Raw genomic sequence first — 18,719 nt, 5'->3', positions numbered from 1 at the left:
GTTGGAAACACCGCGTCCCGAAGAACTGCCGCTGTCCGCCGCCCAGCGCGAGATGTGGTTCGCCCAGCAGCTCGACCCGGGCAACCCGGTGTTCACCATGGCGGACTGCCTGGAGCTGACCGGCCCGCTGGACGGCGAGCGGCTGCGGGCCGCCTGGCAGCGCGTGCAGAACCGCACCGAGGCACTGCGGGTGCGCTTCGTCGAGCGCGACGGGCAGCCGGTGCAGCTCGTCGAGCCGCCCCACGAGCGCCCCCTCCCGGTGCTCGACCTGACCGGCGAGCCGGACCCGCTCGCCGCCGCCGAGGCGTTCCTGGACGCCGACCGGCGGCTGCCGTCCTCGCTCGGCCCCGACGCCTTCGCCGCCACCCTGCTGCTGATCGGCCCCGAACTGGCCTGGCTGCACGTGAAGGCCAACCACATCCTGGTGGACGGCTTCAGCAGGTCCCTGGTCTACGCGCGTCTCGCCGCCGAGTACGACCTGCCCGACGCCGAGCCGGCCGCCGACCCGACCCTGGCCGAGCTGCTCGCCGAGGAGGGCGAGTACCTCGCCTCCCCCGCCCACCAGCGCGACCGCGCCTACTGGGCCGAGCAGTTGGCCGACGGCATCGAGCCCACCGTGCTCTCCGCCCACCTCGGCGCGCCCGCCCGCAGCACCCTGCGCAGCACCGGCCTGATCCCGGCCGGCACCGTCACCAGGCTGCAGGACGCCGCCTGGGCCGAGCGGGTCACCTGGCAGACCCTGCTGATCGGCGCCACCGCCGGCTGCCTGGCCCAGCTGGCCGGCACCGACCGGGTCGTGCTGACCCTCCCGGTCGCCGCCCGGACCACCCCGCTGGCGCAGTCCGTCCCCGGCATGCGCGCCAACTTCCTGCCGCTGCCGGTCGCCACCCACCCCGCGCTCGGTCGCGGCGGCCTGCTCACCCAGGTCGCGGCCACCCTGCGCGGCACGCTGCGCCACCAGCGCCACCGCCACGACGAGATCCGCCGCGAGCTCGGACTGACCGGCGACGCCGGCCGCACCTTCGGCCCGACCGTCAACGTGCTGCAGACCGGCGGCGAGTTCGCCCTCGGCGAGTGCCGCGCCCGGGTCCGCAACCTGTCCACCGGCCCCGTCCCGGACCTGCAGATCCTGTTCCTGGACAGCGGCGAGGAGGGCTGCGAGCTGCGGATCGACGGCGACGCCGACCGCTACCCCCAGGAGCGCCTGGACCTCTTCCGCGACGCCCTGCTCGGCTACCTGGCCGAGTTCGCCACCGTCTCCACCGAGCTGCCGGTCGGCCGGATCGCCGCCCTGCCGGCGGCCGAGCGCGAGCGCGTCCTGGCCGAGGGGAACGGCTACGGACAGCAGCCCGAGGTCTTCACCGACGTGCTGCCCCGGATCCGCGAACTCGCCCTGGCCCGGCCCGGTGCGACCGCCGTCCAGGACGACGCCGGCCGGCTCGACTACGCCGAACTGGTCGCCCGGGCCAGCGCCCTGTCCCGCCGGCTGGTCGCCGCGGGCGCCGGGCCGGACCGGCTGGTGGCCGTCGCCGCCGCCCCCGGCACCGGCTTCGTGACCGCCGTCCTCGGCGTGCTCGGCGCGGGCGCGGCCTGGCTGCCGCTGGACGTCCAGGCCCCGGCCGCGCGCGGCGCGGCGCTGGTCGAGGCGGCGGGCGCCGCCGTCCTGCTGCACGGCGAGGACCAGCGGCCGTACGTCGACGCCCTGCTCGACGCGCTGCCCGGGGAAGGACCCGGGCCGGTCCCGTCCGTCCTGGTGCTCGACAACGCCCGCGACGAGGAACTGCTGCCGACCGCCGGCGGCCCCGCCGAGCTGGCCTACGTCATCTACACCTCGGGCTCCACCGGCCGCCCCAAGGGCGCCATGGTGCACCGCGACGGCATGGTCAACCACCTGCTCGCCAAGCACGCCGACCTGGAGCTGTCCGAGGCCGACACCGTGGTGCACAACGCCCCGGTGACCTTCGACATCTCGGTCTGGCAGATGCTGAGCCCGCTGGTCGCGGGCGGGCGGCTGCGGGTGGTCTCCCGCGAGCTCGCCGCCGACCCGGGCGCGCTGTTCGCGCTCGCCGACGCCGAGGGCGTCACCGTGCTGGAGGTCGTCCCCTCGCTGCTGCGCGCCGCCCTGGACTCCTGGGAGTCCGGCGCGCCGATGCCCCCGCTGTCCGGGCTGCGCAAGCTGGTGGTCACCGGCGAGGCGATGCCCGCCGACCTGGCCCGGCGCTGGTTCGCGCTGCGCCCCGGCATCCCGCTGGTCAACGCCTTCGGGCCGACCGAGTGCTCGGACGACGTCACCCACGCCCTGATCGGCTCCCCGGCGGAGCTGGACTCGGTGCGCGCCCCGATCGGCCGCCCGGTCCGCGACACCCGGCTCTACGTCCTCGGCGACTCGCTGCAGCCCGTCCCGATCGGCCGGCCCGGCGAGCTGTACGTCGGCGGGCGCGGCGTCGGCCGCGGCTACCTGAACGACCCCCGGCGCACCGCCGGGGCCTTCGTCGCCGACCCCTTCAGCCCGCTGCCGGGCGCCCGGATGTACCGCACCGGCGACCGGGTGGTGCACCGGGCGGACGGCCAGCTGGAGTTCCTGGAGCGGGTCGACCACCAGGTCAAGATCCGCGGCCACCGGATCGAACCCGGCGAGGTCGAGGCCGCGCTGCGCGCCGTTCCCGGCGTGGCCGACGCGGTGGTCACCGTCGCCCGGGACCCGTCCGGCGGCGCCCGGCTGGTCGCCCACCTCGCCGGTGACGCCGACCCGGCCGCCGTCCGCGCCGAACTGGCCCGGACGCTGCCCGACTACATGGTCCCGGCCGTCCTGGTGCCGATGGCGGCGCTGCCGCTGACCCCCAACGGCAAGGTGGACCGCAAGGCCCTTCCGGTGCCGGACTTCGGCGCGCTGCGCCGCGAGCGGCGGGCCCCGGCCACCGAGCGCGAGGCGCTGCTGTGCGCGCTGTTCGCCGAGGTGCTGGAGCTGGACGAGGTCGGCGCCGACGAGGACTTCTTCGCGCTCGGCGGGCACTCGCTGCTGGCCGGCCGGGTGGTCACCGGGCTGCGTGCCCGGCTCGGCGTCGAGCTGCCGATCCGCACCCTGTTCGAGGCGCCCACCCCGTTCGCCCTGGCGCTCGCCCTGGACGGCGCCGAGCCGGCCCGGGAGGCGCTGGCGGCCGGTCCGCGGCCGGAGCGGATCCCGCTCTCCCCCGGGCAGCAACGGCTGTGGTTCCTCTCCCAGTTGGACGCCGCCGGCGCCACCTACCACCTCTCGCACGCGGTCCGGCTGACCGGCGCCCTGGAGCGGGCGGCGCTCGCCGCCGCGCTGGCCGACGTGGTCGCCCGGCACGAGAGCCTGCGCACGGTCTTCCCCGCCGAGGACGGACGCCCGCACCAGCGGGTGCTGCCGGTCGGCGAGGCCGGGCCGGAGCTGCCGGTCGTGCCGTTCGTCGGCCGCCCGGCCGAGGAGCTGGACGCCGAGCTGGCCGCCCGGGCCGGCACGCCCTTCGACCTGGCCGCCGAACCGCCGCTGCGCGCGGTGCTGTTCGAGACCGGCGCCGAGGAGCACGTGCTGCTCCTGGTGCAGCACCACATCGCGGCGGACGGCTGGTCGGTGCGCCCGCTGGTCGAGGACCTCCAGGCCGCCTACCGCGCCCGGCTGGCCGGCGGCGCCCCGGACTGGGCCGAACTGCCCGTCCAGTACGCCGACTACACCCTCTGGCAGCGCCGACTGCTCGGCGACCAGGACGACCCCGGGTCGCTGATGTCCCGGCAACTGGACTACTGGGCCAGCCAGTTGGCGGACCTGCCGGAGGAACTGGCGCTGCCCGTCGACTTCCCGCGCCCGGCGGTGCCCAGCTACCGGGGCGCCACCGTGCCGCTGCGGCTGGACGCCCGGACGCACCGCGCCCTGACCGCGCTGGCCCGGGAGTCCGGCGCCAGCCCGTTCATGGTGGTGCAGGCGGCGCTGGCCGTGCTGCTCGGCAAGCTCGGCGCCGGTACGGACATCCCGCTCGGCACCCCGGTCGCCGGGCGCACCGCCCAGGCCCTGGACAGCCTGGTCGGCTTCTTCGTCAACACCCTGGTGCTGCGCACCGACCTCTCCGGCGACCCGTCCTTCCGCACCCTGGTCGGCCGGGCCCGGGAGACCGTCCTGGCCGCCCTGGCCCACCAGGACGTGCCGTTCGAGAAGCTGGTCGACCGGCTCGGCGCCGGCCGTTCGCTGGCCCGCCAGCCGCTCTTCCAGGTGATGCTGGCCTTCCAGAACAACGCCGGGGCCCGCCCCGAGCTGCCCGGCCTGACCGCCGAGGTCAGCCCGGTCGGCACCGGGACGGCCAAGTTCGACCTGGCCTTCGAACTCGTCGAGCAGTACGACGGTTCGGGCGAGCCGGACGGCCTCACCGGCACCCTGGAGTACAGCACCGACCTGTTCACCGAACGGACCGCCCGCGGCCTGGCGGACCGGCTGGCCCACCTGATCGGCCTGCTCACCGGCCTGCCCGACCGGCCGCTCAGCGGGCTCGACGCCCTGCTGCCCGAGGAGCGCGAGCTGCTGCTCGGCTCCTGGAGCGGGGCCGCGACGCCGACCACCGTCGGTGCCGTCCAGCTGCCCGCGCTGTTCCAGGCCCAGGCGCACCGCGCGCCCGAGCGGCCCGCGCTGCGCTGGTTCGAGGACGGCGCGGTGCGCGCCGAGGTCGGCTACGGCGAGCTGAACGAGCGCGCCAACCGGCTCGCCCACCACCTGATCGCCCTGGGCGCGGGCCCCGGACGGATCGTCGCCCTGGCGCTGCCGCGCACGGTCGACGCGGTCGTCGCGGTGCTCGCGGTCCTCAAGACGGGCGCGGCCTACCTGCCCGTCGACCCGGCGTACCCGCGCGAGCGGATCGCCTACCTGCTGGAGGACTCCGGTCCGCTGGCGGTGCTCAGCCACGGCTCGGTGGCCGGACGGCTGCCGGAGCAGGCGACCGCGCCGGTGCTGCTGCTGGACGACCCGGCGACCACCGCCACGATCGCCGACGCCCCCGCGCACGACCCGGACGACGCCGAGCGGACCACCCCGCTGGGCCCGGACCACCCGGCGTACGTGATCTACACCTCGGGCTCCACCGGCCGCCCCAAGGGCGTGCTGGTGCCGCACCGGGCGGTGGCGGCGCTGGCCGCCGAGCACGACCGCTTCGGCGTCGGCGAGGGCACCCGGCTGCTCCAGTTCGCCTCGTTCAGCTTCGACGCCGCCGCCTGGGAACTGCTCACCGCCCTGCTCAACGGCGCCGTCCTGGTGCTGGCCGCGGAGGCCGACCGGGCGCCCGGCGAGCCGCTCGCCCAGCTGGTCGCCGAGGCCGGCATCGAGGTGGTCTGCCTGCCGCCGACGGTGCTCGCCGCCTGGCCGGTCGGGCTGCCGATGCCCGAGGGGCTGACCCTCATCACGGCCGGCGAGGCCTGCCCGCCCGAGCTGGTGGAGCGCTGGTCCGCGGGCCGTCGGATGCTCAACGCGTACGGCCCGACCGAGACCACGGTCTGCGCCACCGTCAGCGAGCCGCTGGCCGGAGCGGTCAAGCCGCCGATCGGCCGGCCGCTGGCCGGTGCCCGGGTGTACGTGCTGGACGAGGCGCTGCGGCCCACGCCGCCCGGCGTGATCGGCGAGCTGTACGTGGCCGGCGCCGGGGTGGCCCTGGGCTACCTGCACCGGCCGGAGCTCACCGCCCAGCGCTTCACCGCCGACCCGTACGGCGCCGAGGACGACCGGATGTACCGCACCGGCGACCTGGTGCGCTGGACGGCCGACGGCCAGCTGGACTACGTGGGCCGGGTCGACGAGCAGGTCAAACTGCGCGGCTTCCGGATCGAGCTCGGCGAGATCGAGACCGCACTGCTCGCCCGGCCCGGCGTGGAGCAGGCCGCCGCGGTGGTCCGCGAGGACCGCCCCGGCGACAAGCGGCTGGTCGCCTACGTGACCCCGGCCGACCTGCCGGTCGGCGAGCTGCGGGCGGCGCTCGCGGCGGAGCTGCCCGACTACCTGGTGCCCTCCGCGTTCGTCCCGCTGGAGACCCTGCCGCTGACCGGCAACGGCAAGCTGGACCGCCGGGCGCTGCCCGCGCCCGACTACGCCGCCGCCTCCACCGGCCGGGCCCCGGCCGACGCCCGGGAGGCCGCGTTCTGCGCGGTCTTCGCCGAGGTGCTCGGACTGCCCGAGGTCGGCGCCGACGACGGGTTCTTCGACCTGGGCGGCGACAGCATCGTCTCCATCCAGCTGGTCAGCCGGGCCCGCGCGGCCGGGCTGGTGGTCACCGCGCAGGACGTCTTCACCCACCGGACCCCGGCGGCGCTGGCCGTGGTGGCCCGCGACGGCGAGGACGAGGGGGGCGTCGCCACGGTCGGCACCGAGGACGGCGTCGGCCCGATGGGACAGCTGCCGATCGGGCACTGGCTGCGCGAACTCGGCGGCCCGGTGGACGGCTTCCACCAGGCCGTCCTGGTCCGCACCCCGGCCGACGCCACCCGGGAGTCGCTCACCGCGGCCCTCCAGGCGCTGCTGGACCACCACGACGGGCTGCGGATGCGGCTGCTGCCGGACTGGTCGCTGCTGGTCACCGAGCCCGGCACGGTCGACGCCGCGGCGCTGCTGCGGACCCTCGACGGCCCGGCCGCCGACTGGCCCGCCGAAGCGGTCGCCGCCCGGCAGCGGCTGGCGCCCGGTGAGGGTGTCATGGTCCAGGCGTTGTGGCACCCCGTCGGCGGCGAGCTGCTGCTCACCCTGCACCACCTGGTGGTGGACGGGGTGTCCTGGCGGGTGCTGCTGCCCGACCTGGCCGCGGCGCACGCGTCCGTCGTGGCGGGCGAGCCGGTGCGGCTGCAGCCGGTCGGCACCTCGCTGCGGCACTGGTCCGGGCTGCTGGAGCGGACCGCGGACACGCCCGAGCTGCAGGCCCAACTCGACTGGTGGCGCACCGAGTCGGCCGGCGACGAGGCCCCGCTGGGCCACCGGCCCGCCGACCCGGCGGTGGACACCTTCGCCACCGCCCGTACGCTGCACCGCACCCTGGACGGCGACACCACGGCGGCGCTGCTCACCGAGGTCACCGGGGCGTTCCACGCCGAGGTGAACGACGTGCTGCTGACCGCCCTGGCCCTCGCCGTCGCGGACTGGCGGCGGCGCACCGGACGGCCGCAGGGGCCGGTGCCGGTCGAGCTGGAGGGCCACGGGCGCGAGGAGTTCGCCCCCGGCGTGGACCTGTCCCGCACGGTCGGCTGGTTCACCACCGCCTACCCGCTGCGGCTGCACCCGGGCCCGGTCGACCTGGCCGAGGCGCTGGCCGGCGGCCCGGCCGCCGGACACAGCCTCAAGCTGGTCAAGGAGCACCTGCGGATGGTGCCGGGGCACGGGCTCGGCTGGGGCCAACTGCGGTACCTGGCCGGGGCGGAGGCGCTGTCCGGGACGGCCCGGCCGCAGCTCGGTTTCAACTACCTGGGCCGGATGCCCGCGCCCACCGGCGAGGACTGGTCGCTGACCGAACAGTCCTCCGCCCTGGCCGCCGGGGCCGATCCGGAGATGCCGCTGCCGCACGTCCTGGACGTCAACGCGGTGACCGAGGACGGCCCGGACGGCCCGCGGCTCAGCGCCCGCTGGACCTGGGCCGGCCAGGCGCTGCCGCAGGCCGACGCCGAGGACCTGGCCGAGGGCTGGTTCCAGGCCCTGCGGGCCCTGGTGCGGCACACCCGGGAACCCGGCGCCGGCGGCTGGACGCCGTCCGACCTCGACCTGGTGGCACTCAGCCAGGACGAGATCGACGAATTCGAGGACGAGATGGACGACTGGGGGGACGAGCTGTGACCACGGCCTCGGCCGAGCCCCGCGCCGGGCGACGACCCGGACGGAGCTCCAATCTGAGCGACATCCTGCCGGTGGCACCGCTGCAGGAAGGGCTGATGTTCCATGCGCAGTACCACCGCGAGGAACTCGACGTCTACACCGTGCAGTTGGTGATGGACCTGGCCGGTGAGCTGGACCCGGCGCGGCTGCGCGCCGCGGGCACCGCCCTGCTGGAGCGCCACCCCAACCTGCGGGCGGCCTTCCGCTACCGCAAGAACGGCGACCCGGTGCAGGTCGTGCCGCGCGAGGTCCCGCTCGACTGGCGGGAGCTGGACCTGCGGGACGTCGCCGACGCCGAGCAGCAGAGCGAGGGGATCGCCGAGCACGACCGGCTGCGGCCCTTCGACCTGACCCGCCCGCCGCTGCTGCGCTTCAGCCTGCTGCGGCTCGGCGAGCGGGAGCACCGCCTGGTGCTGACCGCCCACCAGATCCTCTTCGACGGCTGGTCGATGCCGATCGTGGTGCGCGAGCTGTTCGCCTGCTACGCCGACCGCGGCGTCTCGCTGCCGCGCCCCGCCCCGTACAAGTCCTACCTGGCCCACCTGGCCCGGCAGGACAAGGCGGCGGCCGAGGCGGCCTGGGCGGCCGCGCTGGACGGCTTCACCGAGCCCACCCGGCTGTCCGGCGCGACCGCCGGCGGCGAGCCCGCCCGGCGCGGCATGCCCGGTGAGCACGCCGTCGAGCTGGACGAGCGGGAGTTCGCCGCGCTCACCGGCTGGGCCCGCAGCCGCGGCCTGACCGTCAACACCGTGGTGCAGGGCGCCTGGGCGACCGTCCTGGGCACCCTGACCGGGCTGCGCGACATCGTCTTCGGCGGCACCGTCTCGGGCCGCCCCCCGGAGCTGCCCGGGGTCGAGGGCATGGTCGGGCTCTTCATCAACACCCTCCCGGTGCGGGTCGACCTGGACCCGGCGCAGAGCTTCACCGAGCTGCTGTCCGCCCTGCAGGACCGCCAGTCCGTCCTGCTGCCGCACCAGCACCTGGGCCTCAACACCATCCAGCGCCTGGCCGGGGTCGGCGACCTCTTCGACAGCGTGCTGGTCTTCGAGAACTACCCGCTCGACCCGAAGGCGCTGGCCGGCGAGGTCGCCGGGCTGCGGCTGACCGGCCTGCGGGCCGGCGACGCCAACCACTACCCGCTCAGCCTGATGGCCCTGCCCGGCGAGCGGCTGCGGCTCCAGGTCGGCTACGACACCGCCCGGTTCACCCCGGCCGAGGCCGCCGTCGTCGCCGAGCGGCTGCTGCACGTGCTGCGCACCGCCCAGGCCGAGCCGGACCGTCCGCTCGGGCAGCTGGACCTGCTGCTGCCCGGCGAGCGCACCCGGCTGGCCGTCACCGCTCCGGAGCCGGCCGAGACCGACCCGTGGACGGACGTGGTGGCACGGGTCCAGGAGTTCGCCCGCACCGCCCCGGACGCCGTCGCCGTCTCCGACGGCACCGAGCGGCTGACCTACCGCGAGCTGGCCGGCCGGGCCGGCGCCGTGTCCCGGGCGCTGCTCGACGCGGGCGCCGGGACCGGACCGGTCGGCGTGCTGGCCCAGCCCGGCTGCGGCTTCGTCACCGCCGTCCTGGGCGTGCTCGGCGCGGGCGCGGCCTGGCTGCCGCTGGACGTCGCCGCGCCGGTCAGGCGCGGCGCCGTGCTGGCCGCCGAGGCGCACGTCAGCGCCCTGCTGGTCGGCCCGGACGAGCGCGCCACGGCCGCCGAACTGCTGGCCGGGGCCGGTCTGGACGTCCCGGTGCTGGAGCTGGGCACGGCCGTCGCCGAGGAGCCGCCGGCCCCGCGCGGCGCCCGCGACGACCTGGCGTACGTCATCTTCACCTCGGGCTCCACCGGCCGCCCCAAGGGCGCCATGGTGCACCGGGCGGGCATGGTCAACCACCTGTTCGCCAAGATCGACGACCTGGAGCTGGACGGGCGGACCGTGCTGGTCCACAACGCCCCGGTCACCTTCGACATCTCGGTCTGGCAGATGCTCTCCGCGCTGGTCGTCGGCGGACGGCTGCGGGTCACCGGCCGGGAGCTCGCCGCCGACCCGCAGGCGCTGTTCGGCCTGGTCGCCCCCGAGGGCGTCACCGTGCTGGAGGTCGTCCCCTCGCTGCTCCGGGCCGCCCTGGACAGCTGGGACGACGGGGCCGAGCCGCCCGTGCTGGAGGGCCTGCGCAAGCTGGTGGTCACCGGCGAGGCGCTGCCCGCCGACCTGGCCCACCGCTGGTTCGCCCGCTACCCGGCGATCCCGCTGGTCAACGCGTACGGCCCGACCGAGTGCTCGGACGACGTGACGCACGCCGTGATCGGCTCCCCCGCGGAGCTGGACTCGGTGCGCGCCCCGATCGGCCGGGCGGTGCGCGGCACCGGCCTGTACGTCCTGGACCACGCGCTGCGCCCGGTGCCGGACGGCGTCCCCGGCGAGCTGTACGTGGGCGGGCGCGGCGTCGGCCGCGGCTACCTGGACCAGCCCGGCCGCACCGCCTCGGTGTTCGTCGCCGACCCGTTCAGTCCGCTGCCGGGCGCCCGGATGTACCGCACCGGCGACCGGGTGATCCGCCGGCCGGACGGCCAGCTGGAGTTCCTGGAGCGGGTCGACCACCAGGTCAAGATCCGCGGCCACCGGATCGAGCCCGGCGAGGTCGAGGCCGCGCTGCGCTCGATCGAGCGGATCGGCGACGCGGTGGTGGTGGTGCGCCACGGCGGAGCCGGCGACGCCCGGCTGGTCGGCTACGTCACCGGCGACCTCGACCCGGCCTGGGGCCGGGCGGCGGCCGCCGCGATCCTGCCCGAGTACATGGTGCCCTCCGCCCTGGTGGTGCTGGACGCCCTGCCGCTGACCCTCAACGGCAAGGTGGACCGCAAGGCGCTGCCCGAGGTCGACCTCGCCGCGTCGACCGGCCGGGGCCCGCGCACCCCGCAGGAGGAGGTGCTGTGCGCCGCCTTCGCCGAGGTGCTGGACCTGCCGAAGGTCGGCATCGACGAGGACTTCTTCCAGCTCGGCGGCCACTCGCTGCTCGCCACCCGGCTGGTCAGCCGGGTGCGCACCCTGCTCGGCGCCGAACTGCCGATCCGCGCCCTGTTCGACGCGCCCACCGTGGCCGCGCTGGCCGGGCGGCTCACCCAGGACGCCGACCGCCCCGCGCTGACCGCCGGGGAGCGCCCTGAGCTGCTGCCGCTGTCCTACGCCCAGCAGCGGCTCTGGTTCCTGGACCGGCTGGAGGGCCCGTCCGCCACCTACAACCTGCCCTGGACGCTGCGGCTGCGCGGCCCGCTGGACCGTACGGCGCTGACCGCCGCGCTGACCGACGTGGTCGAGCGGCACGAGAGCCTGCGCACCGTCTTCCCGGACCGCGACGGGCTGCCGTACCAGCAGGTCCTGCCGGTCGGGCAGGCCGCCGTCGGACTGCCGGTCCGCGAGCTCGACGAGTCCGAACTCATCTCGGCCGCCGAGGAGTTCGCCACCGAAAGCTTCGACCTGGCGAACCGGCCGCCGATCCGGGCCACGCTGCTCGCGGCCGGCCCTGAGGACCACCTGCTGGTCGTGGTGATCCACCACATCGCCGGTGACGGCTGGTCCAACGGCCCGCTCGCCCGCGACCTCTCCACCGCCTACGCCGCCCGGCTGGCCGACCGCGCGCCCGCCTGGACGCCGCTGCCGGTGCAGTACGCCGACTACGCGCTCTGGCAGCGCGAACTGCTCGGCGAGGAGGGCGACCAGGAGTCCGTCATCGCGCGCCAGATCGCCTACTGGAAGGAGCAGTTGGCCGGCCTGCCGGAGGAGCTGCAACTGCCGGTGGAGACCCCCCGGCGGGCCACCGCCGGCTACCGCGGCGACAGCGTCCGCTTCGCCGTCCCGGCCGGACTGCACCAGCGGGCGGTCACGCTGGCCCGGCAGAGCGGGGCCAGCCTGTTCATGGTGCTCCAGGCCGCGCTGGCCACCCTGTACGGCAAGCTCGGCGCGGGCGAGGACATCCCGCTCGGCACCCCGATCGCCGGGCGCACCGACGACGCGCTGGACGACCTGGTCGGCATGTTCGTCAACACCCTGGTGCTGCGCACCGACCTGTCCGGCGCGCCGACCTTCCGCGAACTGCTGGACCGGGTCAAGGCCACCGACCTGGCCGCGTACGCCCACCAGGACCTGCCGTTCGAGAAGCTGGTCGACGCCCTCGGCCCCGAGCGCGCCCCGGCCCGCAACCCGCTGTTCCAGACCCTGCTGGCGCTGCACAACAACGCCTCCGCCCGGCTGGAGCTGCCCGGGATCACCGCCGAGGCGGGCGCGGCCGAGCTGGGCGTGGCCCGGCTCGACCTCTGCTTCGAACTCGCCGAGGTCCCCGGACCGGACGGCCCCGGCGGGCTGGAGGGGCGGCTGGAGTACAGCACCGACCTGTTCAGCGCGGCCGGCGCCCAGCGGCTCGCCGACCGGCTGGTGCACCTGCTGGGCGTCCTGGTCGACCAGCCGGACCGGCCGATCGGCGCCGCCCCGGTGCTGCTGCCCGGCGAGCAGGAGGAGCTGCTGGCCCTCGGGGCCGGCGCCCCCGCCCGGGGCGACGGGCAGCCGCTCGCCACCCTGCTGGAGGCCACCGCCGACGCCCACCCGGACGCGATCGCGCTCGAATACGCCGACCAGCGGCTCGACTTCGCCGAGCTGCACCGCCGGGCCAACCGGCTCGCCCGCGTCCTGGTAGACCAGGGCGCGGCGCCGGACCGGCTGGTGGCGATCGCGCTGCCGCGCTCGGTCGACCTGGTGGTGGCCGCCCTCGCGGCGGTCAAGTCCGGCGCCGCCTATCTGCCGATCGACCCGTCCTACCCGGCCGACCGGATCGCCGGGATGGCCAAGGACGCCCAGCCGGTGCTGACCGTGACCCTGACCGGGGTGGCCGCGGCCGTCCCCGGCCTGGACAACGGCCGGCTCCTGCTGCTGGACGACCCGGCCACCCGCGCGCTGGTCGACGGCCAGGCCCCGGACCACCTGCGCCCGGCCGAACTGGCCGCGCCGGTACGGCCCGAGCACGGCGGGTACGTCATCTACACCTCGGGCTCCACCGGCCGCCCCAAGGGCGTCGTGGTGCCGCGCGGAGCCCTGGTCAACCACCTGTACGACCTCACCGAGCGGGTCGGCCTGGCCCCCGGGCGCACCCTGCTGGCCGTCACCACCTTCGGGTTCGACATCGCCAACCTGGAGCTGTTCGGCCCGCTGCTCAGCGGCGCCCGGCTGGTGCTCGCCCCGCACGACACCGTCCGCGACCCGGAGCTGCTGGCCGAGCTGACCCTCGCCACCGGGGCGCACGTCATGCAGGCCACTCCGACGCTGTGGCACGCGCTGGTCACCGCCCGGCCCGACTCGCTGGCCGGGGTGCACGTGATGACCGGCGGCGAGGCCCTCAGCCCGGCCCTGGCGGCGGCGCTGACCGGCGCCGCGGCGAAGGTCAGCAACCTGTACGGCCCGACCGAGACCACCATCTACTCGGTCGGCGTCGACCTGGCGCCCGACCACACCGGCACCCCGCCGATCGGCCGCCCGCTGGCCGGCAACCAGGCCCTCCTGCTGGACTCCGAGCTGCGCCCGGTGCCGCCGGGCGTGGTCGGCGAGCTCTACCTGGCCGGCGCCGGCCTCGCCCGGGGCTACCTGGACCGCCCCGGCCTGACCGCCGAACGCTTCACCGCCGACCCGTACGGGCCGCCCGGCTCGCGGATGTACCGCACCGGGGACCTCGCCCGCTGGCGGCCGGACGGCTCGATCGACTACCTCGGCCGGATCGACCACCAGGTGAAGATCCGCGGCTTCCGGATCGAACTCGGCGAGATCGAGGCGGTCCTGACGGACCATCCACTGGTCGAGCGCGCCTCGGTGACCGACCGGGAGGACTCCCCCGGCGAGCGCCGGCTGGTCGCCTACCTGGTGCCCGCCGGGCCCGAGCGGCCCGAACCCGCGGCGCTGCGCGCCCACTTGGCGGCCGTACTGCCGGAGTACATGCTCCCGGCCGCGTACGTCCCGCTGGAGGCGCTGCCGCTCACCCCGAACGGCAAGGTGGACCGCAAGGCGCTGCCCGCGCCGGGGGCCGACGACCGGGCGGTGGCCCGATCGGACGGCCGCGCGCCCAGCGGACCGGTGGAGCTCGCGCTCAGCCGGGTGTTCGCCGAGGTGCTCGGCCTGGACCGGGTCGGCGCCGAGGACGGCTTCTTCGAGCTGGGCGGCGACAGCCTGAAGTCCATCCAGCTGGTCAGCCGGGCCCGCGCGGCCGGGCTGGAGCTCACCCCGGCCGACGTCTTCGCGCACCGCACCGTGGCCGGGCTGGCCCTGGTGGCCGGCACCGCCGAGGGCACCGGCGCGCCGGAGGACCCGTTCGCGCCCGTCCTGGCGATCCGGCCGACCGGCACCCGCCGTCCGGTGTTCTGCGTGCACGGCGCGGTCGGGCTCGGCTGGCCCTTCCTGACCCTCGCCGCGGAAATTGACGCGGACATTCCCGTGTTCGCTTTCCAGGCGGGCGGCGTGCGCTCCCCGGAAAAGTTCCCGGAGTCCGTCCGGGAAATCGCCGGAAAATATCTCGGCGAAATGCTGGAAATCCAGCCGCAGGGGCCCTATCGTATTCTCGGCTGGTCGTTCGGAGGGCTCGTCGCCCACGAGATCGCGGTCCAGCTGCAGGCCCGCGGCGAACAGGTCGAACTGCTCGCCGACCTGGACGGCTACCCCGGCAGCGGCTCGCCCGCCGAGGACGTGCCGGACGACCGGGCCGTCCTGGCCGAACTGCTCCAGCGGGCCGGCCTCCCCGGCGAGGGCCCGGTCGACCCGGGCGCCGCCCGCGAGCGCCTCGCCGAGGCCGGCAACGCGCTCGCGGAGCTGGACGAGACCGAGCTGACCAGGCTGCTCGGGGTGATCCGCACCCACAGCCTGCTGGGCGAAGCCCACCGCCCCGGCCGCTACCAGGGCGACCTGCTCCTGTTCGCGGCCACCCGCGGCGTCGCCCCCGGCGACCCGGACGAGGAGTCCTGGCGGGAGCACGTGACCGGCCGGATCCTCCGGCACCCGGTCGACAGCGACCACGACTCGATGCTCGAACCGGCCCCGGCCGCATTCATCGGAAAAACCCTGTCGGCCACCCTGCGAAAGTCGGACTGAAAACAGGCGGCGACCGCCCCGGACAATTCCGCCCCGGGGCCGCCGCGCCCGGCGAGAAGACGATTCCCGGGAATTCCGAAAGGACCAGAATCATGAGCAACCCGTTCGACGACGAGCAGGGCACCTTCATCGTGCTCGCCAACCACGAGAACCAGCACAGCCTGTGGCCCGCCTTCGCCGAGGTCCCGGCCGGCTGGCGGACCGTGAAGGGCGCGAGCACCCGGCAGGAGGCGCTCGACCACATCGAGCGCACCTGGACCGACCTGCGGCCGCAGAGCCTGATCGACGCAACCGCCTGAGCACCACCCACCCCACACCACTGAGGAGCACCCCATGAGCGCTGTCGCCATCGACGAGGCCAAGGTCCGCGAGATCGTCGCCGACTGCCTCGACCTCGAAGTCGAGGAGCTGACCCTGACCGACCACTTCATCGACCACTACGGCGCCGACTCGCTGAACGCCATCGAGGTCCTCGCCCGCCTGGAGAAGGAGTTCAACGTCACCATCCCGCAGGAGGAGCTGGCCAACATGGTCAACCTGTCCGCCGTGCTGGAGGTCCTGTCCCGGGCGAACGCGCGATGACCGAGCCCCAGCGCGTGGTGGTGACCGGCATCGGCGTCCTGTCGAGCATCGGCAACGGGGTCGAGGAGTTCACCTCGGCCCTGCGCGAGGGCCGCTGCGGCGCCGGGCCGATCACCAGCTTCGACACCACCGGCTTCCTGCGGACCTTCGGCCACGAGGTCGACGGCTTCGAGCCGGAGCAGTGGATCCACCGCCTCCCGGTCGAACAGCTCGGCCGCGCCACCCAGTTCGCCGTCGCGGCGGCCCGGATGGCCGTCCAGGACGCCGGCCTCGACGAGCAGGAGCTCGCCGGGCTGCGCGCCCAGGTCACCGTCGGCACCACCGACGGCGAGGCCGCCGAACTCGACAAGATGATGGCCGAGTCGGTGGCCAAGGGACCGGACCACCCGGCGGACCAGGTGATGGCCGGCCGACTGCCGTCGCACCAGCTGGCCCTGGCCATCGCCCGGGAGCTGCGGCTCCCGCGGGCGGTCCCGACCGTCCTCGGGACCGCCTGCGCGGCCGGCAACTACGCGATCGGCGACGGCTTCGACGCCGTCCGCGGCGGCGAGGCGGACATCGCCGTCGTCGGCGGCGCGGACGCGATCTGCCGCCGCACCTTCGCCGGGTTCAGCCGGCTCGGCCTGGTCTCCTCGGACTTCTGCCGTCCGTTCGACGCCGACCGGGAGGGGCTGCTCACGGCCGAGGGCGCGGGGGTCCTCGTCCTGGAGACCCTGGAGTCCGCCCGGCGCCGCGGCGCCCGGATCTACGCCGAACTGCTCGGCTACGGGCTCAACTGCGACGCCCACCACCCGACCGCACCCGACCAGGCCAGCGTCGCCCGCTGCATGGAGCTGGCGCTCGCCGACGCCGGGGTCAAGGCGAACGAGGTGGACCTGGTCTCCGCCCACGGCACCGGCACCCCCACCAACGACATCACCGAGACCCGCGCCATCCGCGAGGTCTTCGGCGACACCCCGCCGCGCACCGTCGCCCTCAAGGCGATGCTCGGCCACTCGATGGGCGCGGCGAGCGCGCTCGGCGCGGCCGCCTCGGCGCTCGCGCTGGCCCACGGGTTCATCCCGCCCACGGTCAACCACCGCACCACCGACCCCCAGTGCCAGATCGACTGCGTGCCCAACCACTCCGTCCCCGCGGACCTCCGGGTGGTGGTCAACAACGGCCTGGCCTTCGGCGGCAACAACGCCTCCGTCGTCCTGGGGCGCCACGACGAGGAGCCTGCCCGATGAGCGAGCGAATCATCAAGAGGAGCGCGTGGGCGAACGCCCTCGCGGAGCACAGCGAGGCGGGCGCATGAGCGAGCGCAGCGAGCGAATCATCAAGAGGCGCGCGTGGGCGAATGCCCTCGCCGAGCACAGCGAGGCGGGCGCATGAGTCCCAGTACCATCCACCGTGATGCGCCGCTGATCACCGCGTGGTCCGCCGTCTCCCCGTTCGGTCTCGGCCGCGACGCGTTCGCGGCCGGGGTCGGCCGGGGGGAGCCGGCCCACGAGGTGCCCGACTTCGACACCCGCAAGGTGCTCGGCAAGGCCGGAACCCGCACCTTCGACCGGGCGACCGGCCTGGCCGTCACCGCCGTCCGCGAGCTGCTCGACGAGGCCGAGGCCGCGCAGAGCCCGATCGCCACCGGCGGCGGCACCGCCCTCGTCCTCGGCACCACCCTCGGCAGCGCCCACAGCGCCGCCGGGTTCAGCCGGGCCTCCTTCGAGGGCGACAAGCCCTACGACGTGCCGGCCCAGCTGATGCCGAACGTGCTGATGAACGGACCGGCCGCGGCCACCGCCATCCGCTTCGACCTCAAGGGCCCCAACACCACCCTGGCCGGCGGCGCCGCGGGCGGCCTGCTCGCCCTCGGCTACGCCCGCCGCCTGCTGGCGGCCGACCGCGCCGAACGCGCCGTGGTCGGCGCGGTGGAGGAGCAGTCGACCACCCGCGAGTGGCTGGCCGGAGACCCCGCGCAGCCCCTCGGCGAGGGCAGCGTCGTGCTGCTGATGGAGACCGCCAGGACGCTGCCGCCCGGCCGCCGGGTACTGGCCGAACTGCTCGCCCTGGACGTCCGGCTCGACGTCGACGACGACCCGGCACAGGCCCTCGCCGACGTCGTCCACGAGGCCCTCGACCAGGCCGGCGCGGCCCCCGACGAGGTCTGGGCCGCGGCCGTCACCGGCCAGCCGGCCCGCGACCGGCTCGCCGAGCTGGTCGGCGCCGAGGCCGTCGACCGGGTCCCCGCCCTGCTCGGCGACACCGGCTCCGCCGGGACCGTCTTCTCCCTCACCACCGTGCTGTCCCTGGCCGAGAACGACCCCACGGCCACCGGCCGGGTCGCCGTGATCGCCTCGCTGGACCACCAGGGCCTGGCCGCCTGCGCCGTCCTGCGCCTCACCGGCGGTGACCGATGAGCGCCCCCGGCACCGCCCTGATCAGCGGCGGCTCCCGCGGCATCGGCAAGGCGGCCGCCCTGCGGCTGGCCGCCGAGGGCTACGCGATCAGCTTCTGCTACCAGTCCGACCAGCAGGCCGCCGACCTCCTCACCAAGGAGCTCGACGCCCTCGGCGTGGGCGTCCTGGCCGAACGGGTGGACGTCACCGACGCCCCCGCCGTCCGCGCCTGGGTCACCCGCACCGAGCAGGAACTCGGTCCGATCACCGTCGCCGTCGCCAGCGCCGGGATCACCCGCGACAAGCCGCTCCTCCTGATGGCCGACGAGGACTGGCAGGCCGTCACCGACACCAACCTCACCGGCACCGCCAACGTCTGCCGTGCGGTGGCCTTCCCGATGGTCAAGCGCCGCGGCGGCTCGATCATCACGCTCTCCTCGGTCTCCGGCGTCTACGGGAACCCCGGCCAGAGCAACTACGCGGCCTCCAAGGCCGGCATCATCGCGCTCACCCGCGCCCTGGCCAAGGAGATCGGCCGCTACGGCGTCCGGGTCAACGCGGTGGCCCCCGGCATGATCGAGACCGACATGACCTCGGCGCTCACCGACGCCCAGCGCACCGAGGCCCTCAAGAACATCCCGCTCGGCCGGTTCGGCACGGCGGACGAGGTGGCCGACTCGGTCGCCTTCCTGGCGGGCCCCCAGTCCGCCTACTTCACCGGCTCGGTCCTGCAGATCGACGGCGGCATCGTCCTGTGATCCAACGCACCAGACGCACCGTCAACCTCGACTAGGAGAAACG

Annotated in this window: 7 protein-coding genes; all 7 read left to right on the top strand. The window is 75.5% G+C overall.

Going from position 1 to position 18,719, the window contains the following annotated elements; all coding sequences use genetic code 11:
* The first annotated feature begins 1 nt into the window (after window position 1).
* The 7 genes from ACZ6Z8_RS20215 (at window position 2) to fabG (ending at window position 18,676) form a co-directional block, all read left to right on the top strand.
* The gene (locus ACZ6Z8_RS20215) at window positions 2-7,810 is read left to right on the top strand and encodes an amino acid adenylation domain-containing protein (protein ID WP_465611409.1); all 7,809 of its coding nucleotides are present in this window, start codon (window positions 2-4) and stop codon (window positions 7,808-7,810) included.
* Window positions 7,807-14,958 carry an amino acid adenylation domain-containing protein gene (locus tag ACZ6Z8_RS20210; protein ID WP_465611408.1) on the top strand — a complete coding sequence of 2,384 codons (7,152 nt, stop codon included), beginning with the start codon at window positions 7,807-7,809 and terminating at the stop codon, window positions 14,956-14,958. The genes ACZ6Z8_RS20215 and ACZ6Z8_RS20210 overlap by 4 nt, the downstream gene beginning before the upstream one ends.
* 92 nt (window positions 14,959-15,050) lie before the next feature.
* On the top strand, window positions 15,051-15,257 hold the full coding sequence (locus ACZ6Z8_RS20205; protein ID WP_402829566.1) for an MbtH family protein: 207 nt from the start codon (window positions 15,051-15,053) through the stop codon (window positions 15,255-15,257).
* Between the two features lie 34 nt (window positions 15,258-15,291).
* Window positions 15,292-15,540 carry an acyl carrier protein gene (locus ACZ6Z8_RS20200; protein ID WP_396238202.1) on the top strand — a complete coding sequence of 83 codons (249 nt, stop codon included), beginning with the start codon at window positions 15,292-15,294 and terminating at the stop codon, window positions 15,538-15,540.
* Complete coding sequence (locus ACZ6Z8_RS20195) at window positions 15,537-16,769, top strand: beta-ketoacyl-[acyl-carrier-protein] synthase family protein (RefSeq protein ID WP_465611407.1); 1,233 nt, start codon at window positions 15,537-15,539, stop codon at window positions 16,767-16,769. Before ACZ6Z8_RS20200 ends, ACZ6Z8_RS20195 begins: the two co-directional genes overlap by 4 nt.
* A 141-nt stretch (window positions 16,770-16,910) precedes the next feature.
* Window positions 16,911-17,939, top strand: coding sequence for a beta-ketoacyl synthase N-terminal-like domain-containing protein (locus ACZ6Z8_RS20190; protein WP_465611406.1), 1,029 nt, complete (start codon window positions 16,911-16,913; stop codon window positions 17,937-17,939).
* Complete coding sequence (gene fabG, locus ACZ6Z8_RS20185) at window positions 17,936-18,676, top strand: 3-oxoacyl-ACP reductase FabG (protein ID WP_465611405.1); 741 nt, start codon at window positions 17,936-17,938, stop codon at window positions 18,674-18,676. Before ACZ6Z8_RS20190 ends, fabG begins: the two co-directional genes overlap by 4 nt.
* Window positions 18,677-18,719 lie beyond the last annotated feature (43 nt).

This window comes from Kitasatospora sp. NPDC101108 (genome assembly GCF_055584725.1).
The sequence above is the reverse complement of the archived record's forward strand: the minus strand, read 5'-3'. Positions and strand labels throughout refer to the sequence as shown.